Origin of the sequence: Apibacter muscae (assembly GCF_007845635.1) — a bacterium.
GTDB lineage: Bacteria > Bacteroidota > Bacteroidia > Flavobacteriales > Weeksellaceae > Apibacter > Apibacter muscae.
Genome location: NZ_SELG01000037.1, coordinates 1 through 20,591, shown reverse-complemented (window position 1 = coordinate 20,591; position 20,591 = coordinate 1). Strand labels below are relative to the sequence as shown.

The following is a 20,591-nucleotide window of genomic DNA, read 5'->3' as shown; positions in this document are numbered from 1 at the left end:
AATTTTTTTTTTAATGAAAAGTCTAAAAGTAATTATTTGGGATTAAATAATAAAAATATATAGTAAAAATTTACGTTTAAAATTTGCAGGTAATAAAAAAAATAGTACATTTGCACCGCTAATCAGCACTGGTCCTATAGCTCAGTTGGTTAGAGCACCTGACTCATAATCAGGTGGTCCCTGGTTCGAGCCCAGGTGGGACCACATAATTATGAGCCCAAACAAATTATCTAAAATGTTTGGGCTTTTTTTATGCCTGAAAATGAGCAAGTTATCAAGCTTATTACATTAATTTCTACATAACGTCACTTTTATTTTATTTCTTTTTTAGTTAGAAATAGGCATAGAAAAAGGCATACCCTAATTTATAAAAGGCACACCCTATAAATTTTATAATAATATGAATAACAGTAAATTATATATATTATTTGTATTAGATAAAATTAATACAAATTCAAAAGGAGTAGCTCCTTTAAGATGTAGAATAACCTTTCAAAGTAAAAGAAAAATATTTTCAATTGGAATCTTTATTAATCCAAACAATTGGAATAGCAAACAACAAAAAGTTCATCCACCAAATGAAATTAATAACTTTATCAATATACAGATAAGCCTGATTAAACAAAAGATTAATCAGGCTTTTTTATTTCTGCAAATTCAGGAAAAGAATTATGAGGTAGAAGATATTTACCTACAATACATTGGAAAACCTATAAAAGAAGATAAAACCATTTTAAAACTCTTTCAGGAACACAATGATAAGATGGGGAAATTGATAGGCAAAGACTATTCAATAGGTACTTTATGGAAGTTTAAACAATCTTTTGAATTACTTAAAGGGTTTATTAAATTTCAATTTAATAAAAATGATTATCCTTTTAAAAATTTAGATTTGCAATTTATACAGGATTATGAATTTTTCCTAAAGACAGAAAAGAACCTTGCTCTTGCAACAATTAATAAAACTATACAAAGATTTAGAAAGATTATTAAAATAGCTATTTCTCAAGGGATTTTAGATAAAAACCCTTTTTCTGATTATAAAGTAAAGCATATTAAAAAACAGGTTATCTATCTTAATACTGAAGAACTAAGTAAACTGGAGAACTATCATTTCAAAGCAGTAAGATTACAACAAGTAGCAGATATGTTTATATTCTGTTGTTATACAGGATTAGCCTATCAAGAAATGAGTACTTTAGAATCTAAACATATAATAAAAGGCTTTGATGGAAATAAATGGATTAAAATGTATAGACAGAAAACACAAAAAGAAATATCTATACCTCTTTTACCCAAAAGTACTAACATAATAGAGAAATATAATTCTGATGTAAATACTTATCTATTACCTAGAATATCCAATCAAAAGTTTAACTCCTATTTAAAAGAAATAGCAGATATAATAGGTATTAATAAAAATCTCACCCACCATATAGCAAGAAAAACATTTGCTACTACAGTTTTACTCTATAATGATGTTCCTATGGAAATTGTGAGTGAGCTTTTAGGGCATTCCAAAATTACTATTACTCAAGAGCATTATGCAAAAGTAGTCCAGAAGAAGGTAAGCGAGCATATTTTAAAGCTCAAAGGAAAATTAAATGAAAAATGAGAGATATTTTTAAACCTCTCATTTTACTATTAATAGCCTTTTAAGCTACTTTCTCCCACCTTTCAAATTTTAATGTTGGCGGTATCCCTACTGCATTTAGTAATATATCATAAAGTATTTCTTTAACATATTCTTCATTTCCCTCTGTTGTAATGATAGCATCATGCAAAGTGAATAAAGGAATTTCTGGTCTTTGCTCTGAAATTATTTTACAAGCTTTATGAAGTACTAAATTAGCTTCTAAATTTTGTAGTGTACAAGCTAAAGTTCTATGTCTGCTTTGTTTAATAGCTCTATAAATTTCATAAACATCTGGAAAATGTTCTTTGAAAATTACTATTGCATTATTATATGCAATAGATTGATTAGGACTAAAAAATGAACTAAAAACAATTTTTTTAGCCTGTATTCTTATATTATCTCTATCTTTAAGAATACCTTTTTCCAAAAGTAACTCTCCAAATTTCTCATATAATTTTCCTGATTTTACAATTTCAATAAATTGATTTACAGACTTTAACTTATGGGCATTTTCAACTTTATCAATTAGAGAATTGCATAAATTCTTTTTATTATAAGACTTGTTATATGATTGTATTTTTTGTAAAACTTCATTACTCATAAATTTCTGTTTATTAAAAAACACACAAGATAAATAAGGTTGAGAATTTACAATATCTATAGCAACTAATTTTTGTCCATTATAACTTACAAATTGTCTTAAATCACTTTTTAATTGTGTTAAAACAGTATGAAACCTTCCAGCAGTACTGTCAACAGTACTAAGGAATTGTTGTTTATAAAGCTTTAAAAGAACAATATAACGGCAATTAAATCTTGCCATTGGATTAATCTTCTTTCCTTCAGATGAAAAAATATTGAATTGATTTTTCTTATCTTTTTCATACAAATCCCATAAATATTTTTCAGCATTTTTAAAATCAACTGTCAATTTTCCTGTAGAAAACCAATAACTTAAATAGTCTAAGAGGTTATACTCAATACAACAATCATTATTGTCATTATCTGAAGTTTTTACATTAATATACGTTAAAATGCTTTTGATTAGTGTATATTTTGTAATAATCACAGGCTTTACAGGGGTTTGGTATTTTTTAGTAAATCTGAAAGACCTTGATTTTTCACCTTTTAAATATTGTCTATTTTCATAAAATACTCCGTTAGCTACTAAATAATCAAGATACTTTCTATAATCTCTTACTTTTCTTTGAAGTAAGGTACTATATAAAGGAACATAATACATTTCTTCATCTTTATTCCTGCTTGGGGTATCAGTGAGAAGATGAATAATATAAATAAAACAATCCCTATGATACTTGAAATTTGGTGGACTTTTCTTTACCAAATCATCCATATCAAAATTTTCAGGGATATAAAGAGTTAAACTCTTTGGTATTTCTGTATTTACCTGAACTGTTAAATCAGGATTTATTCTATGTAACTCTCCAGCATGATTCTGGATAACAGTATGAGCAACAACTTTGGTTTGCACGTTCCCCTCCTTGGTGGAGGTCTAATCCTTTGTAGGATTAGGTCAAGAGAATAACTTAGAAACAAATCATGACAATTTCTAAGAGATTTCTTTAACTACTTGCTTTTTCATACAAGAATAGGGCAAAGATAATAAGATATTTTTCATTAATTATAATAACAATTAAATATTTTAATACAAAAAATGTATTATGCTGATAATCAATGAATTGATTTTTTTTATTAACCTTTTTCATTTCTAATTAAAATCATTCGTAATAAAATTAACCTTTAAATATTTAACAATATGCAACTCAGACCATCAGAAAGAAAAATAGCAAAAATTAAGATGGCTTTACAAGGAAGTGCAGGAAGTGGGAAGACTTATTCAAGTCTACTTCTTGCCCAAGGATTAACCAATGGAAACTTCTTCAAAGTAGCTATCATAGATACAGAAAATGGAAGTGCTGATTTATATGCCCATTTGGGCAATTATAATGTACTTTCCTTAACTCCCCCCTTTACACCAGAAAAATATATAGAAGCTATTGAGGTATGTGAAAAGGCAACAATGGAAGTTATTATCATTGACAGTATTTCCCATGCATGGGGTGAATTATTGGACTTTCATTCCAGACTGGCAGGAAACTCTTTTACCAACTGGACAAAAGTAACTCCCAGGCAAAAAGCCTTTATTAATAAGATTTTACAATGTAATGCCCATGTAATAGCCACTATGAGAACCAAGCAGGATTATGTATTAAACCAAAAAGGTGGCAAATATATACCTGAAAAAGTAGGATTAAAAGCAGTACAAAGGGATGGACTAGATTATGAATTTACCTTAGTCTTTGATGTAGATATAAAACACTTTGCAGTTTCCTCTAAAGACAGGACAGGATTGTTTAAGGGAAAACCCGAATTTGTTATCAATACCTACACAGGAAAACGAATTCTGGAATGGTGCAATCAAGGCTCATTACCAGTAAAGTCTTCTCCTTATACTAAGCTATCTGAAAATGAAGTCTACCAAAAAATAGAGTCTTGCACCAGCCTTTCAGATTTATCTGAACTCTATAAAGAATACCCGGAATATCAAAATAATCTAAACCATGTATTTATGGAGAAGAAAAAACTGTTATCCCAATTAACCAACCCTCAAAACTTTTCAACCAATGGACATACTCAAAATCACTAAACCAGTTTCACCAGAAGAAGCTTTTTACATTAAATCTATAAAAAATGCTAACATAATAGAGAAATCTTTATCTGAAAATAATTTATTTATAATAATGTTAATTTAATAATAATTTATTTTCTCAAATAATCAACCCAAGCCTTTTATAGAAGTTAATACAGAAAAAGCAACCCTCTATCATCTAAAAAAATGATTGTATTATACCCGTATTTTCAAAAAGATAATGAAAAAACTATAGCCCATCAGAAGTTTATAGAAATAACACAAGAGTGTATAAGCAAGATATTTTCTTGTCATAATTTGGAGATTCCAGAAATTAGGGTATCTCATCCAATTAAAGGAAGAATAACCGAAGCAATCCATAAAAATGCAAAAGATTTATTAGACCATGAAAAAACCATTTATTATGAAAGAATGGCATTTATTATCAGAATACCAAGCATTACAGAAGATATACAAGAAAATCCTTTAGAATTAACTATTGGAGGAGTAAGAGCCTACAACCAGGAAAACTTATATAACCGAAAGTTTATGGAAAAGTTTAAGTTTTTTATTGGATTCCAGAATTTAGTGTGTTGTAATTTATGTGTAAACTCAGATGGATATGTAGAGAATATGCGAGTTTCTTCCTACCAAGAACTACAAAATAGTATTCTACAAGTATTACAAAAGTATGAAGCAGAAAAGCATCTCAATCAGATGAAACAACTCCCTGAATATAGTTTAACAGAACAACAATTTGCTCAATTATTAGGAAAAACAAGATTGTATCAACATTTACCTAAAAAAGAAAAAGAGAACTTGCAAATCTCCGAATTAACTTTCAATGATAGTCAGTTTACTAACATTGCAAAAGATTATTATCAGGATGAGAGTTTTTGCAGGGATTCAGTAGGGGATATCAATTTATGGAAAGCATATAACTTATTTACCCAATCCAATAAATCCAGCTATATTGATAGGTTTCTGGAAAGAAATGTAAATGCGTTGAATTTTATTAAAAGCATTCAAAAGACCATGATAGATAAGTCTTACCATTGGTTTTTAAGTTGATTAAGACCATCCTATATGTCTATAGGATGGATTTTTATACCATAAAAACTACCTAACAGAAATAAAATCGCAACCAATACACCCATTAATACTAAAATAAAAATAAAGTTTATCCAAAAAAGAACAAAAATACCTACATTTGAAGAGTTATTTGTTAAACTTATTATTATGGAATATAAAATATATACAGTATATGAAGAGGAGAAATTATCATCTATAGCAGAAAAATTTAATATATCCCCGGAGGATATTAAATCCTTAAATCCAAATGTTAGATTTTTCAAAGTTCCTTTTGGAAGTACTTATGTAGGATATGGACAACAAATTAAGGTACCTATTACTAAAAAAATAAAAACAGAGCAAGAAAATAATAACTTATTAGAAAACTTTACTCAAAAAGCCCGTTATAGATGCAATCAAAATAATCTAGTTACCGTTGATGGTAAACCTCATTTTTCTTGTGAAATAAAAACACAATATTTACTTTCTTCTTTAGAAAAAGATTCTAAAAAGTATTTTAAAATAAATTTAGAAGATTATATAACTTCTATTGAACCAGATGGAATAGGTGAAGCATTCGAGTTAATTAAACAAGTAGAATTTTTACGAAAGAAAATAATCTTTACTCAAAATAATTTAGGTAAAATATCACAAATATATAACTTGAAAGAATTAAAAAAAAATTGGGATTTTTTTTCTAACAATGAAGTTAAAAATATTCCCTTTTTTCAAGAACTAGAAAAAAGAAGCCCTGATACTATTAAGAATTTTATTAAAAATGGAAATAAAGAATTTTCAAATAATGAAGAAATTTCCAATATACTTGATAAAAATTTATTTTACCATATTCTATTAAAGGCTAATTTAGAAGATGAACTAAATGATTATATAATAGAACAACAATCTCAAATTTATCCTACTGTAAAATTAAAAATTAAAGTTATAAATACTAAAGTATCAGAAGATGATTTATCAACTACTTATAGATTAGTTGGTACTTTGGTTAAAGAAAATTTGGATGAAGCTATATTAATTAAATACTATAATGAGATGTATAAACCATTAATTAAATATTCTTTTACTGAGTTTGATTATATCTACAGGATAACCTATGTTATAGAGAATAAAACAGGATTAATGATTCATGCAACTGCTTCTATAAGTGAACAAATAAAAAATAATTATGCTACTGTTACTAAGTATGAATTAAAAAAGGTTGAACTTTAAAGATATAATTTATGAATAAACAAAAAAATACCTTAATTATTATTGTTATTCTGGCAGGATTAGTAGGTATATTTTGTTACTATTTTAATAAAGAAGAAAAAAGTCATGAAACTCCTAATTTTAAATTTGCTGAATTAGGTATTAGTGAAGTTGAGGTTAAAAAAAATGCGGGAGAGCCTATTTATGAAATTACCAATAAAGAAGAAATAGTAAAAGAACTTTTTGAATATAAGTATAAATTTGAAGAATTTATCAAAACTTATAAAAAAAGTAGTGATGGAGAAATTGAAAAAAAATTAGATGTCTTAAATAACGTTTTACGAAATAATCCTCAAGATAAAAATTTAAAAAAAGTAGTGTATAAAATCATACAAACAGATGATGAGGGATATACTTATGATTATCAAAAAAGTATTTATTATTTAGATAAAAAACTTATTTATTTTTAAATATATAGCCCTATAAAAATTATATCTATTAGTAAAAATGAGTAAATCATATATATCTAAAGACACTTATGTAGTTTGTACCTATCAGGAAAATACAGACCCTAAAAAATTAATTCCTACTCGAAATAAAGTTTCTGTTTTTTACAAAAAAGATAAAGCACTCTTAACTGTAGAGGATAAAAATACAAATGAAAAATTTATCTGTAAAAAGCCAATGAATTTATGGATGGCAATAGCAGGGTTAGCTGTAGGGCTAATTTTAGCTTCTAATCCTATTGGATGGGCTGTAGCTGGTATATGTGCAGTAGTTTTAATTGCTGGAGCTACTATAACTATAGTAACTCATGATTGCTCTTCTCCTTTGAAAGAAGGGAAATGGATAAACTATAAAACAACAGTATATTTTAATGGTTATGAAGCTATTACCCAAGAATCCATGCTTACTTGTAAAAGTGGCGGTGTACTACAACCTATGATTAGTTATGATGTAGCAAGTCAGGCTGCAAAATCTATTGCATATGAAAATATAAAAGAAACAGCAATTATTACTGCTGGAGCTATTGCATCAGGATATTTATTAGGAAAACCAATAGCTTCCACTTCTGGCTCTGGGTTACAATTTTTTACTAATAGTATGAGAAAGATTTTTGGTGCTTTTGGCTCTCCATATACTTATGCAGGAATTGCTACAACTTACGCTATGTCATCTGTACAAAGTAGCATAATGAGAGGAAATGATAATTATGCAAATAATGAAATTTATCAGAGAATAAATGAAGCTGAAAAGAAAGATTGTAGTAATATGGTAACCATAGGTGAAGAAACCTATAACACTTTAAAAGATAATGCATCAACATTAGCGCCACCAACATTAGAAGATGCTGTTGTATTATATAAAACAGGACAAGTAGTTATACAAGATGAAGTATTATTAGCTAAATTTAGAGAGCTAGTTTCTATGAGTAGGCAACAATTGAACTCAGAAACAGCTAGGAATTTATGGTCAGAAATACAAACTAATCCAAATTATCAACATGTGTATGATTCCATGCGTAGAAATAGCATTTATAATCAAAATAGGATTACTCCTACCATGAGGGATAATGGTATATCTCACATAGATGATAAGCTATATAATAATAAATGGTCTTTAGAAAATGAAAATTCATTGGCTCAAAAAAGTTCAGCTATTGCTCTATTTTTTGTTCCTCTAGCTAGTGGTTATTTTTCTGAAAATGCAAGAAGAAAATTAGCAGAAACAGCTATCCAAGATGCTACTAATAGTATAAGCGTTATTGCTAAAGATTAATTCCTATTATTATTTTTTAATATTATAATAAGCTAAATATTGGTATAAAAATTATGGTTAATAATTCTATTATTATAACAAAAGGTTTAAGAGGTTTTTGAGGATTAAGATATAAACATAGTTTAAAATAATTTTTGAGAATAAAATAAAAAATATATGAAATTACTTTAAATATAAAATGATATAGAACAAATATAAGTAAAAGTATAACTATTGCAATAATTATACAAATTGCAATAAATATTTTTCCACTTGTTGTATATTGAGAAATATAAGGATTGTAATTTTCATTAAATAAAATAATCCTAAAAGGCCACCACTTAAAAAAACGATGGTTATCATAATGAATAAATCCCATTTGGGGCTTATAAATCCATACAAAGATAGTAGTGTTGTAACAGATAATATAAATAATACTCGATTTTTAAGAAGTACATTTTCGGAATCGTTCCCGAATATACTAATACTTATATAATTAATAATTGCAAGTAGGACAAATAAAAAAGAGAGCTATTTTCCTATTACTTTTTTCGAAACAGTATTATAGTTGGAGCTGACAATCAAATCAAAGTGATTTTTTACAATGAAGTGATAGTTCAACATTTTTTTATTTAATTTCTCATTAGAGATATTACTCTCAAATCTTTGTATAATAAGAGAAAATACTATTATCAAACTTATTAATACCTTTCCCACTACATTCTATATTATTTTTAACCTTTCATAACTCTCAACTTTTTTTATTTCAAACAAATCCAATAATTTTTTTCTAATTTTATTTTCAATACTAGATTGTCTATCTTGTTTATTTAGAATTAAATCTATAGAAAATTGGAATTCAGAATTTTCATCTTTATTTTTAACATAATCAGGAAACCCTAAGTCTATAATAGCTCCTCCCTCAATACTTTTGTAATTTATCTTATATTTTAATTTTATAGATCCGAAAATTAATTTAGGAAAATATTTTTCATCTCTTAAAAGTAAATGATTTTGTAATCCTTTTCCATTTAGTTTTAAATTATCAATTTCATCAAGAAATATTTTCACATCTTCATGACTTACAATACTTTCATCTAAATATAGATCAATATCCGTAATTGATTTAAATTCAAGATAAATATTAAAATCACTAAGAAAAGAATAAAAAAATTTGACTCTTGATGTATTATTAAAATGGTTAAATTTTACAGTTATTATATCTTCATTTGAAGTGATAATTGATTTTTGTTGCATCTTTTCTTTTAAAATATTCATTAGGATATTATTAACTTCAAGTGTTTCTTTAGAAGTTGAATTTTGCTGTACTGAAATTTGAATATCTACATCTGATATTTTATTTAAAGTTATAGCTCCGGAATGATAAGTTTTATTATTCGTCCAATCACTTAATATATTTTCTCTTTCTATATTATATTCGAATATAGCTGTATTTTCATTTTCAAAATAAAATGAGGGATTACCAATTATTTTATAATTAGGTTTATATGTATGCCTTTCAATAATTAAATTATGTAAATCAATATTACCTTCTAAAAGATCTGTAAAGTCAAAATCTGAACTACATTTTATTGAAGATGTTCTATATTTAATAGTTTCTTCTTTAGTTTTTTGTGTATTATATAAAATTTCATAATCCCTTGGACTTATTATGCTTTTCATTAATAATGGAACTGAATTATTTTTTTCATTATGTCCAAGAAAAACTCCTTTCTCTCTTAACATTTGATTAATATTCGAATTTGATACATTTGATTTTATAAGAAGTTGTCTTATATAATCACCTTGAGGTAAAAGCTCTTTTTTCATATTAACTATTTCTAAAATCAGAAGGAAATTTTTTTAATTCTAAATTTTGATTCAATTTATAATTTGGAAACTTTATAAGTTTTTCTTTTACAGATTTTTCATTAATTAAGCTATCATAACTTCGATATTTGATAGTCACTTTATCAACAGCATTTAAGTGATCAAATGACTTTGCAAAATGTAAAATTTGTGATAATTGTTCCTCTTGGTAATCATCATTAATAAAAATTGATAATATAATTTTATTGCTATCTTCAATTCGTAATGGTATAATATCAGAATAAAGATAATTTAATGGAAATATTTTACCATAATAATTATTTTGACTAGCTAGAAAATTTAAGCCACTATTATGATAAACAAAATCAACTTTTTCAGCACCAAATACCTCTTTATTCCTGAAAATACTTTCATATAAAAAGTTAATTTTATTGTTATCTAGTAATATTATTTTATCAAATACAAGATCACTATCTATCAAAATATTATCAACTTTAGAAACTAAATCAAAATTTAAATCACTAGTATTTGATAACCATACTAGAATTCCAAATATTTCTGTTTTATTAATTCCTGCAAAATTACGATTAATATTATTTTTTAATTTAGAGTGATTAAAACACTCAATGGATTGTGCTAAATCTCTTAAATGTGCTTTAAATAAACTAATAGGATATTTAAGGTATTCATCAACCACGTATTTTGAAGAAATTATACCAATATCTAAAGAATAATCCTCTAATGGGCTTTGATAAGATATTAATCCATCTATTCCATGTGTTGTTCTATTAGACTTAGCTTTTTTATCCTTATGTTTTGAGCCTTTTATACAATTTATAGATTCATTTTCTATTAGTGAATTAAAATTTAGAATATCTTCAAATACAAATTTTACAATATTTTCACCTTTTTCCCCTATAGATTTAGACCATTCACCCATGACTACATTATTAAATATAAAAAATGAGGTATAAATATACAAAGTAATTTTATTTTAATATTTTTTTAATAAAAAAAGATATTAATAGATTATAAATAATATAAATAAAAGTTTTAAAATAATATAAATATATTTATTTTTTTTCTAAAAATTTTTCTAAAAAAAATTGAAAGCGCAAACCACCCTATACGAAAGCCCCCCACTGATTTACAGGGAAAAACTCCCCCCGCCCATAAAAAATAAACAAAACCTTTCAGAACCATAAATAAATTCAAGGTGATAGCTGAAACTCACTACTAAACCTAAATTCTATTAAAAACCAATCTAACTTAAAACATTCACACAAAAACACAAAAATCATGGTAACCATTATCAATTACAAAAAAAGACAAAAAGATAACCAAGACTTCTTTATTCTGGAAATTAGTGGAGGAATAGAAATGATACAATCCAAGACCACAGGAAAATTCTATGCCACAGCCAAAAAAGCCTATTTACCTTCTACCTTTGATGAACCTACTTGTCAAGCTCTTATAGGAACTCAGATACAAGGAAAAATAGAAAAAGTAGAATGTGAACCTTATTCCTATACTATCAAAGATACAGAAGAAATAATTTTACTTAGTCATAGCTATGAGTATGTTCCAGAAAATAACTCTGCTATTTCTCCCAATCAATCTACAACTCAGAATCATTCTTCCTATGTACAAAGAGAACTAGCAGAAAATCATTCCTTTCAAACCAATGAAGAATTAGTAGTTTAGGTTCTTCTAATATAAATATCTCTGAATATTACTCACTAATTCCTTCCACTTTTGTTTTTACCCTACTTAGTAATCTCACAGAAATGGAAGGATTTTTTATTATTTACTTATTTACTCACTTATGATATCTACCCTTACTAACTTAGAAAACTTTGGCTATAGAGAATTAGCCTTAGTTATAGAACTCTTAACTCTTTACAATGAATATAAAATTCCAGAATCCTTTATAAAACAAGAAGTTACTATTATGTTTAATCATTGCAGTGGAATGCTATTTCTAACCAATGCAGACTATCAAGTCTTAATGGTTTATAATGGAAATCTGGAATTATTCCACACTACCCCCTATAAAGGAATAGAAGGCTTTAAAGAAGAACTACTGGAAATGCTCTCAGATAAACAAATTACCCATCCTGAAGATATAGACTTTATTTTATCCCTAGAGCAAGAAGAAAACTAAAATATACTATAACTAATCTATAATCTAAGTCTACTAAAAAGTGCTAAAGTGATCTTTTTTAGAAAACTTTTATTTTAAAAATAAATATCTACTTATTGCTTATATAACCATATCACTATATTCAATCTATATAAAAAATACAATCATGAAAGCATCTGAAATAAAAGTCTCCTATACCAATAAAAACGAAAAAAAAATTAAATTAGAAAATAGTGAACAACTTTATCATTTAGCCCTATCCATCTGGAATAAGAATACCCTAGAACTACAAGAAGAAGTAAAAGTACTCTATTTGAATCAAGCTAATATAGTGTTAGGTTATTATAGCCTAGCTAAAGGAGGAATTTCAGCCTGTTATGTAGACATAAGACTAATACTAAGTACAGCTCTAAAAACCAATGCTTCTGCCATTATAGTAGTCCATAACCATCCCAGTGGAAATAACAAACCTTCCCTAAAAGATAAAGAACTAACTAAAAAAATAAAACAAGCCTGTAGTCTATTAGAATTAGTTCTACTGGATCACATCATTATTGCTAAAGAACATTATTATAGCTTTGCAGACCAAGGAAATCTATAAAAAATAAAAGTAAATATAAAAAAGTTTAAAAAACATCACTCTATCACTTTTTTAGCTTGATAGAATACTTCTATAGAATAACTTCCCCAGATCCTATCCAATTTATGAATCTATAAAAGATAAAAAAAACAGAATAAAATCCTAATTCTATTATGTTGGGAGTTTTATATTTAAAAAAACAGTAGGAGAGAGTAAGAGAACCCCATATACCCAATATATATAGAATTGAAACAGAGGTGTCTCTAGACCATAGAATATAGTTATAGCTAAATTTTAAAGAAAAAGAATATAAAAAACAATTATTTAAAGTTTTAATCTCGGTATTTTAAATTAGTTAAGAAAATAGCAGGTTTTCAATAGATAACTGCCTAATAGCCTAATTTGAAATTTCAATACTCACCAACTCCTCAAGAGACACTTCCAAAGCTTCCGCTATTCTATACAGAGTATAAATGGTAGGATTGGTTCTTCCTGACTCTATTCTGGAAATATTGGTAGGATCTATATCTCCCAGCATTTTTCCCACTAATTCAAGTTGAGAAAATCCTTTAGATTCTCTAACCTGTTTAATTCTTTTTCCAATAATTTTTAGAATTTTATCTTTTTCCAACTTGACTTATTTGACAAGTCAAAGTTGCTTCTTATATTTGTTAAATTAAATGCCATATATGGCAATATCGAAATAATAATTTAAAAATATTAATAATGAAAATACTATGTATACTTTCTGTAATTATATTTCACCTTCCTTTAACACTTTATAAAGATACTATTAGAAGATTTCAAAGAATGGAGAAATATAATCCTGATAAGGCTCTAATTTATAATCAATACAATGGAAATCTTTCTGAAATATCTTTGAGTGTTATTCTTTACTTTCTAAGTAGTCTTCTATTCTCTTTATTTCCTTTAATAGAAGGATTAGAAATAAATTGGCTTATAGCTATAATCTTAAATTTAGGATTAGCATTTTATGTAATTCCTTTCATTGGATTCATATTTTATCCTTCTGATATGATTTTTAATAAGAATACTTTGAAAATTATTGGAAGTATATGCATTATTCTTGGTTTTATACTATTTACTATAGGAATGAGTGATATAGCAGAATAATAATTTAAAATAAAATTTATGAAACAAATAAGCATTTTATTCTTACTGTTAAATTCATTCCTCATAAATGCACAGGAAATAAGACAATTTACAGAGAATTTTACAAGATTTTCTACTATAAAAGATGGAGAACTTGGAATTATCCAAAAAGGGAATGTAACAATAATTTTCAATTATGGGGAAAACAATAATATTAAAATCTATTTTGCCAATGGCAATAATAAAACCTACTATCGTGTTTCTGAAGTTGAAAAAGGAAATACAAAAGATAGAATTGAATTTCAGTATATGAAACTTTTAGATGAAAAAGGAGAGGAATATTATTTTGTAAAATATGAAGATGGAGAAGTTAAACTCTTATATTTAGATTCATTTACATATACAGGTGGATACGGAATTGCCTTATTACCATAACTTTATAATTATAAATTAAATGAATTATAACCATCTCTAAACAGATGGTTTTTTTATGTATAAAAGTCAGAACAATGAAACAAAAAAATATACCTTTTCAGTTAGGAATGGAATATGAAAACTGGGAGTTTGATTTGGAAATATTACCTGATAGGTTAGAAGGGTATGATAGTTATTTATATATAGGTAAGGAGTTTAATTATTTTATGAATTATCCTACAGATAAAACGGAACTTATTTTTATTTTGGATAGATTAGTAGCAGTGATTTTAACTTTTTTAAATATTAAAGTAAATGATTTTAAACAATTTTATGATAGACTACAAATAGAATTTAAAAACAATAATTTATCACAAAATAATGAAGCTATTAAAACCTTATTGATAGCAGATAATGAAAATACTATTTATTTTTTATATGGAGTATCTAATTTAATTTATGCTGTATTTCCTTTACATAATAAGGCATACTTTTAGGCATATATAATTTAATCAAGCTTATAAGTACCTAACAATCAATATGTATAATTATTGGTTCGAGCCCAGGTGGGACCACAAAAGCCTGAAAACTGCACCACATAATGTTTTCAGGCTTTTTTAAAAAATATAATTTTTAGCATTGTAGCTTCAAAGGTTAATAAAAAGATTAATGAAATTGAAGTTTACAAATGAGAAAAAAAATTTTACTTCCAAATGGCTGTTCATGTAGTACTCCTTCAGTTTATCCTTCAAACTGCAAAATAGGAGGAAAGTCTTTATTAAAAAAGAAGTGGTACATCAATTATTATTTTTACGATCCTGAATTTCCAAAACCCAAGCAGGTTGTTATAAAAGGAATGAATGAATATTCCAATTTAGAAGATCGTAGAAATGCAACTAAACTTATTTATGAAGATGAATTAAAAGCTTTGAAAGAGCTGGGATATAACCCCTTTACCAAAAGAAATTTTTGTGAAATAGAAAAACCGAAAAATGAACTTCATAAAGATTTAAACATTATAGAAGCATTTAGACTATCTCACGATAAACTTAAAAAATCAGTTTCCAAAGATTACTTTAATGAAATTCGCATAGCAATTAATAGATTTGAAAAAGGAGCCAGAGAACTTAGAATGTTGAATATAAAAATTAAAGATTTCAAAAGAAGTGAACTTAAAACCATTTTAGAATACCTAAACCTTACCGATCACTACTTTAATAAATTTAGATCTTACCTATCCTCCCTATTCAATGAATTAGTCGAATACGATTGCTGCGAACACAACCTAACCAGAGATATAAGAAAACGAAAAATCATAAAAAAAGTAAGAGAAACATTAGAAATAGAACACCTAAAACAAATAGCCGAATACCTAAAAGAAGAACAACCCTATTTTTATAGATACATGATGATATTCTTTTACTCAGGAGCCAGAAGCTCAGAATTACTTAGAATAAAAAAATGCGATGTAAATATAGAAAAACAAGAATATAAAGTGATTATAGAAAAAGGAAGACAGCATACAGAAACAATCAAAATTATATTACCGGATGCCTTGCCTTTTTGGATAGAATTAATCAATCAAGCAAAAACTAATGACTATTTATTTTCAATTAAATTAAAACCAGGCTCCACAACTATAGATCCAGTACAAATCACTCGTAGATGGAATTATCACATAAAATCTAAAATGGTCATCCATAATAACCAAATAATAGAAAAATCTAACCTGAAAAAAGATGAAAAAGGAATCCCGGTAACCGCTGACTTTTATTCATTAAAGCACCTATTCTTAGATAAAGTAGATGCAAGTTCAGAAAACTATGAAAATATTTCCAGTAGATTAGCATCACATACCACCCCAAACATAACCAATTCAGTATACCTGATAAATAAGAAAAAAAGAGAAAGAGAAAAATTAAAAAACTTAAAAATAGATTTTTTAGAAGAAAGGGCTTAATTAAACCCTTTCTTCTAAAAAAATATTATGATAATTATATAATTCATGGGTTTGTTTCTAAGGGACCAGAGGATTTAAAGGAATAGGAAACAGCTTTCCATCTTATTTTTAACGGATAGGTATATTCCCCAGATTGCATAAAGGATAAATCTGATTTTTTTTAGATATAAAATTAGAGGATGAAAAGATTTTAGATCTTCTGAATGAGGGTTTTACGGTAAAGGAGATTGCTGAATATTTTGAGAAAAGAAATATACATCCATCGAACCCCAGGACTTTAGAAAAAATGGTAGAAAGCTTGTGTAAAAAATTCGGGGTAAAGAATATACGAGAGCTTCTTAATGAATGGAGAAAAAGAAAAATTTAATTTTTATATAAGAGTTATTATTATAATGCTACTAGGTTAGTTGTTCTTTAGTCGTTTTTTATTGTTTTAAATGGAATAGCCTTAGAAATAAGGCTCTTTTTTATTTAGTTATAATAAATAAAATTTGTAGGTTTATAGAGTAATAAAAACAGTTCTCTATGAAAAAGCTATGGTTTCTTTTTGCTTGTTTATTTTGTTTTCTAAATAGCTATGGCAAGGAGGAGGGAAAAGCCTTAAAGAAACTACCTACGATCCAAAAAGCTTGGGTAGATGCAGGTTATTTTGAGTGGAGAACAGAGAGAAACTCTGAACCATATGACGATTGGGTGGAAGGTGAGGTAGGGCTTAAAATCACAGAATTAGGAAAAGAGCAAGAGTATTTGCCAGATGTATCGGATGGGGGACAGTTAACTTCAGCTAGAAAGATGTTTAGATTTGCAACTAAATTAAAAAAAATTCCTTCATTTAATACCCAAAATATAACTGATTTTAGCTATATGTTTGAAGGCTGTGAATCCATAATTACTATACCTTTACTAAATACTTCTAAGGGGGTTAATTTTCGCTATATGTTGTCTGACTGTTTATCTCTAACCAGTATTCCTTTGATAGATACTTCTAATGGAAAAAATTTTAGTCTTATGTTTTATGTTTGCCCATCCCTAGTTAGTATTCCGCTATTAGATACATCAAAAGGAATTTATTTTAACGCTATGTTTTGGGGGTGTGAGTCCTTAGATGCCATCCCTAAGTTAGATACATCAAATGGAGTTAATTTTAGCGGAATGTTTGTTTACTGTACTTCTCTAACAACAATACCTTTTCTAAATACTTCTAGGGGTACTGATTTTAGTTCTATGTTTTTTGGAGCAAGTTCCCTAACCATTATCCCTTTGTTAGACACATCTAATGGAATAGATTTTAGTTATATGTTTTTAGAGTGCTTCTCATTAAACTCTCTACCTAAATTGGATACTTCTAAGGGTACTAATTTTAATGGTATGTTTAATAGTTGTAAATCTTTAACTAAAAAGCCTCAATTAAATTTAAGTAAGGCTATAGATATAACTGATATGTTTAAAGATACCCTCTTTGAAGAAAAAGGCTAGAATATTTTAATTATTATCAAAATATTTATAAGGAGTTTTTTCTTTTTTAGCTTTTCTAAAATCCCAAGGAGCGGTAGGGTTATTCATGCTCCAGATATTGAATTTATTTTTTTTTGCCTCTTGTTCTAAGTCTGAGTATTTCTGAGTTTTATCGAAGTATTTGTAATGCCAAGCTAGACCATTTTTTAGAAGTTCTTCGTTTAAATTCTTTTTTCCAATTAAAATAATACCTAAAACTCTGCCATGTCTATCAAGACCTTTTTGAGTTACTTTCACTATTTTACCGAAGCAAAAAGAACTTGTAAAAGCTGTTGCTTTACTAGAATAATCTTGTCCTTTCTCTGGGTAATCGATGCCAAACAATCTAATTTTTATTTGTTCATTTTCATCAGTGATAATAGTTACAGTATCTCCATCTGCTACTTTTATTACCTTTCCAATTAGGTTTTGAGCAATTAGTAAAGAAGATATAAAAAAGAAGGAGTATATAAATAAGGCTTTCATTTTTTTATAGAATCATTTTTTATTTTATGGCAATTATAGAAATCTAATGCTAAATCTAACTTTGGAGCACTTATAGCATATTTATTTTTTGATTCTAATATTTTAATATCATATTTTTGTAAAGCATACTTATAAATATTTAATGGTATTCCTTTTTTAGAATAACTATATATCATCATATTTTTCTCTTTTTTAACAGAGTAATTAGCATCATTCTTCGAGAATTTATAAAATGTCCTATAAAAATCTAAAGAATCATTTAAACCATTTATATATTTGATCATTTCATCTAAAGATATATTTTTTTCAGATTTTCCTTTTTTAAATACAAGATTTAAAATCTCATTTTTAGATGAATCTATTGCATCCCTTATAGAGTCATTTTTTTGTATTTGTGTTATGAGAGAATCTTTTAATAATATCTGGTTTTCAAGATGTGCATTATATTCTTCTGCTTGATAATTTAAAATAGATAATACAATTATAAAACAAGCATTAAAGATAATTAGAAGTATACAAATGTACGCTGATTTATTTTTTTTCATTATTATAATTTTTAAAAAATAATTTCATTTCTTCAATAGTTAGTCTATCTTCATTTTCAGATTTCCATTTTTCTTTTTCATTTATTAAAATGAACTTAAAGTTAATGTTCATATTTTTAATAGAGTCTTTATATATTTTATCATTTTCTGATTTTCCCATTTTATATCCGAAAGAATAAATACCGATAAAAAATGTTATGATAATACTAATTGCTGTAATAAAGCCTTTTACAGTATTGAGGAAATTAAAAAAATTTTTTACAATACTATAACTTGAAGGAACTTCTATTATGTTTTGTGAAGGAGCTTTGCTTTTTAACTCTTCTATATTTGAATCTGCCTTTTTAGCCATTTTTTTAAACTAATAAGCAAATATACATTTTAAATTTAGTTTATTATGGGGTTGATTTTTATAATACATTAGCATATTTATCTATATTGTATTGAAAAAATATCTTTTTATTAAAATTATATTTAAAAACACAGAACTTATAAAAAGCACCCACCCATAAAAAGGGATGTATTCTTTATTACGACTTTCCCTTTCCAGTTCCGTAATCCTTTGTAATTGTTTTTTATTTTGATCATGATATTGTTTTTCGTAAACTGATTGAATACTATCGGTAGTAGCTTTTATTTTTAGATTCCCTTTCTCGTCCGAGCTTACATGAACATTTCCAAAAGGAGTTTTAATATTTTCATTAATAGGATTTAATTTTCCTTTCTCATTACAAGGATTAGGAATTACAGAAGAATTAGAAGAAGGCAAATAAATTACCTTCTCCCTTTCTATAAAAATACTATCTCTTTTAATTAAAGTGTCATGAATAGTTTTAATACTTTCCTTAGTTACTGTCTTTTTTCTGGTATTACAAGAGAAGAAAAAGAAAAGCATTATAACTAAAAACAAGGAAAGAAAAAATTTAATTGCTATTTTCATGTATCAAAATATTCATTTTTTACAAATAGTTCAGCGTCATTAGCTCCACCCAGTCTATACTACTCAAATACATCAGAAAAATCATCTATAGCATCATACCAATCATCAGAATACTCCTCAGTATTTTCAATTCTTTTCTTTAAAACCTCCCATTGATCCTTTAAAGAAATAGGAAATATATAATCATGACCTGATTCGTCAGATTCTATTAAAATTTGCATATATTCACTCATAACTCATTATTTTAATTCGAAGTGAGGATAATCCCTAAATTTCCAATGTCCACCCCATTCAATTCTAATTCCCAAACTCTTAGCAGTATTTAAAATGTGAGAAGCAATAGTACGCAATCTAATATCATCATTTACCTGAACAGAACCGTTATAATAAGGGTATAAATCAACAGCATATCCATAACCATCTGCTTTGGGTTGATGATTAGATTTATTTCTTACTCCATCTGCATTGGTTACTATTTTTCCAGGATTAGTTCTTCCTTTTGCATATAATTCTTTTTGTTGTTCTGTAGTTCTTATACCATCTGTAATGGTAAAATCAATCGGAGTATTTTTAATAGCTTCATTCATCACTTTGACTAAATTTGGATGAATGCCTTTTAAATTGTTTTTTGATCTTTTACTAAATATTGCCATTTTAATTATTATTAGTTTTTAAAGGATTCTTTTCATTTTTTTCCTCTCTTTTTTTGAGTAAAAAAGAAGAAAGCTCCGGAATTCTTTTTACGATCTGTAAGCCCAAAAATTC

General features: G+C 26.7%; 24 protein-coding genes and 1 tRNA gene. 15 read left to right on the top strand and 10 right to left on the bottom strand.

Going from position 1 to position 20,591, the window contains the following annotated elements; translation table 11 throughout:
- Positions 1-130 precede the first annotated feature (130 nt).
- Together ETU08_RS08325 and ETU08_RS08320 are read left to right on the top strand one after the other, a co-directional pair.
- Positions 131-204, top strand: a tRNA-Ile gene (locus ETU08_RS08325).
- Between the two features lie 196 nt (positions 205-400).
- Positions 401-1,615 carry a site-specific integrase gene (locus tag ETU08_RS08320; protein ID WP_146262570.1) on the top strand — a complete coding sequence of 405 codons (1,215 nt, stop codon included), beginning with the start codon at positions 401-403 and terminating at the stop codon, positions 1,613-1,615.
- 40 nt (positions 1,616-1,655) lie between these two features.
- Here ETU08_RS08320 and ETU08_RS08315 read toward each other — a convergent pair whose 3' ends face one another.
- Entirely contained in the window at positions 1,656-3,128 is a 1,473-nt protein-coding gene (locus ETU08_RS08315; protein WP_146262569.1) for a hypothetical protein, read from the bottom strand.
- Positions 3,129-3,413: 285 nt separating this feature from the next.
- Between ETU08_RS08315 and ETU08_RS08310 the strand changes: the two genes are divergently transcribed.
- The 5 genes from ETU08_RS08310 to ETU08_RS08290 all read left to right on the top strand — a co-directional run bounded on the left by ETU08_RS08310 (position 3,414) and on the right by ETU08_RS08290 (position 8,342).
- Positions 3,414-4,304, top strand: coding sequence for an ATP-binding protein (locus ETU08_RS08310; protein WP_146262568.1), 891 nt, complete (start codon positions 3,414-3,416; stop codon positions 4,302-4,304).
- A gap of 189 nt (positions 4,305-4,493) precedes the next feature.
- The gene (locus ETU08_RS08305) at positions 4,494-5,357 is read left to right on the top strand and encodes a DUF3871 family protein (RefSeq protein ID WP_260391077.1); all 864 of its coding nucleotides are present in this window, start codon (positions 4,494-4,496) and stop codon (positions 5,355-5,357) included.
- 168 nt (positions 5,358-5,525) lie between these two features.
- On the top strand, positions 5,526-6,584 hold the full coding sequence (locus ETU08_RS08300; protein WP_146262567.1) for a LysM peptidoglycan-binding domain-containing protein: 1,059 nt from the start codon (positions 5,526-5,528) through the stop codon (positions 6,582-6,584).
- A gap of 11 nt (positions 6,585-6,595) precedes the next feature.
- Positions 6,596-7,033, top strand: coding sequence for a hypothetical protein (locus tag ETU08_RS08295; RefSeq protein WP_146262566.1), 438 nt, complete (start codon positions 6,596-6,598; stop codon positions 7,031-7,033).
- A 37-nt stretch (positions 7,034-7,070) separates the two neighbouring features.
- Positions 7,071-8,342, top strand: coding sequence for a PAAR-like protein (locus ETU08_RS08290; protein WP_146262565.1), 1,272 nt, complete (start codon positions 7,071-7,073; stop codon positions 8,340-8,342).
- A 702-nt stretch (positions 8,343-9,044) separates the two neighbouring features.
- On the opposite strand, the gene gapS4b is transcribed toward ETU08_RS08290, so the two are convergent.
- Positions 9,045-10,151 carry a GapS4b family protein gene (gene gapS4b, locus ETU08_RS08285; protein WP_146262564.1) on the bottom strand — a complete coding sequence of 369 codons (1,107 nt, stop codon included), beginning with the start codon at positions 10,149-10,151 and terminating at the stop codon, positions 9,045-9,047.
- A gap of 1 nt (position 10,152) precedes the next feature.
- A complete protein-coding gene (gene gapS4a / locus ETU08_RS08280; RefSeq protein ID WP_221410547.1) occupies positions 10,153-11,133 on the bottom strand; it encodes a GapS4a family protein in 981 nt (326 codons plus the stop codon).
- A 317-nt stretch (positions 11,134-11,450) separates the two neighbouring features.
- Between gapS4a and ETU08_RS08275 the strand changes: the two genes are divergently transcribed.
- The 3 genes from ETU08_RS08275 (at position 11,451) to ETU08_RS08265 (ending at position 12,895) form a co-directional block, all read left to right on the top strand.
- Positions 11,451-11,855, top strand: coding sequence for a hypothetical protein (locus ETU08_RS08275; RefSeq protein WP_185145302.1), 405 nt, complete (start codon positions 11,451-11,453; stop codon positions 11,853-11,855).
- A 121-nt stretch (positions 11,856-11,976) separates the two neighbouring features.
- Complete coding sequence (locus ETU08_RS08270) at positions 11,977-12,315, top strand: hypothetical protein (RefSeq protein WP_146262562.1); 339 nt, start codon at positions 11,977-11,979, stop codon at positions 12,313-12,315.
- 145 nt (positions 12,316-12,460) lie between these two features.
- A complete protein-coding gene (locus ETU08_RS08265) occupies positions 12,461-12,895 on the top strand; it encodes a JAB domain-containing protein (RefSeq protein ID WP_146262561.1) in 435 nt (144 codons plus the stop codon).
- A 376-nt stretch (positions 12,896-13,271) separates the two neighbouring features.
- Here ETU08_RS08265 and ETU08_RS08260 read toward each other — a convergent pair whose 3' ends face one another.
- Positions 13,272-13,505, bottom strand: coding sequence for a helix-turn-helix domain-containing protein (locus ETU08_RS08260; RefSeq protein WP_146262560.1), 234 nt, complete (start codon positions 13,503-13,505; stop codon positions 13,272-13,274).
- A 95-nt stretch (positions 13,506-13,600) separates the two neighbouring features.
- Between ETU08_RS08260 and ETU08_RS08255 the strand changes: the two genes are divergently transcribed.
- The 5 genes from ETU08_RS08255 to ETU08_RS08235 all read left to right on the top strand — a co-directional run bounded on the left by ETU08_RS08255 (position 13,601) and on the right by ETU08_RS08235 (position 17,837).
- Positions 13,601-14,008, top strand: coding sequence for a hypothetical protein (locus tag ETU08_RS08255; RefSeq protein ID WP_146262559.1), 408 nt, complete (start codon positions 13,601-13,603; stop codon positions 14,006-14,008).
- Between the two features lie 18 nt (positions 14,009-14,026).
- Positions 14,027-14,422 carry a hypothetical protein gene (locus tag ETU08_RS08250; RefSeq protein WP_146262558.1) on the top strand — a complete coding sequence of 132 codons (396 nt, stop codon included), beginning with the start codon at positions 14,027-14,029 and terminating at the stop codon, positions 14,420-14,422.
- A gap of 74 nt (positions 14,423-14,496) precedes the next feature.
- Positions 14,497-14,898 carry a hypothetical protein gene (locus tag ETU08_RS08245; RefSeq protein WP_146262557.1) on the top strand — a complete coding sequence of 134 codons (402 nt, stop codon included), beginning with the start codon at positions 14,497-14,499 and terminating at the stop codon, positions 14,896-14,898.
- A 191-nt stretch (positions 14,899-15,089) separates the two neighbouring features.
- A complete protein-coding gene (locus tag ETU08_RS08240; protein ID WP_146262556.1) occupies positions 15,090-16,361 on the top strand; it encodes a tyrosine-type recombinase/integrase in 1,272 nt (423 codons plus the stop codon).
- A 525-nt stretch (positions 16,362-16,886) separates the two neighbouring features.
- Positions 16,887-17,837, top strand: a complete 951-nt coding sequence (locus ETU08_RS08235) for a BspA family leucine-rich repeat surface protein (protein ID WP_146262555.1) — start codon at positions 16,887-16,889, stop codon at positions 17,835-17,837.
- A 6-nt stretch (positions 17,838-17,843) separates the two neighbouring features.
- Here ETU08_RS08235 and ETU08_RS08230 read toward each other — a convergent pair whose 3' ends face one another.
- From ETU08_RS08230 to ETU08_RS08210, 6 genes are all read right to left on the bottom strand, one after another.
- Positions 17,844-18,341, bottom strand: coding sequence for a thermonuclease family protein (locus tag ETU08_RS08230; RefSeq protein ID WP_146262554.1), 498 nt, complete (start codon positions 18,339-18,341; stop codon positions 17,844-17,846).
- Positions 18,338-18,886 carry a hypothetical protein gene (locus ETU08_RS08225; RefSeq protein ID WP_146262553.1) on the bottom strand — a complete coding sequence of 183 codons (549 nt, stop codon included), beginning with the start codon at positions 18,884-18,886 and terminating at the stop codon, positions 18,338-18,340. The genes ETU08_RS08230 and ETU08_RS08225 overlap by 4 nt, the downstream gene beginning before the upstream one ends.
- Entirely contained in the window at positions 18,873-19,238 is a 366-nt protein-coding gene (locus ETU08_RS08220) for a hypothetical protein (protein ID WP_146262552.1), read from the bottom strand. The genes ETU08_RS08225 and ETU08_RS08220 overlap by 14 nt, the downstream gene beginning before the upstream one ends.
- Positions 19,239-19,319: 81 nt before the next feature.
- Entirely contained in the window at positions 19,320-19,826 is a 507-nt protein-coding gene (locus ETU08_RS08215; protein ID WP_146262551.1) for a hypothetical protein, read from the bottom strand.
- A 59-nt stretch (positions 19,827-19,885) separates the two neighbouring features.
- Entirely contained in the window at positions 19,886-20,059 is a 174-nt protein-coding gene (locus ETU08_RS11900; protein WP_185145301.1) for a hypothetical protein, read from the bottom strand.
- 6 nt (positions 20,060-20,065) lie between these two features.
- Positions 20,066-20,479, bottom strand: coding sequence for a M15 family metallopeptidase (locus ETU08_RS08210; RefSeq protein WP_146262550.1), 414 nt, complete (start codon positions 20,477-20,479; stop codon positions 20,066-20,068).
- Positions 20,480-20,591: the final 112 nt, after the last annotated feature.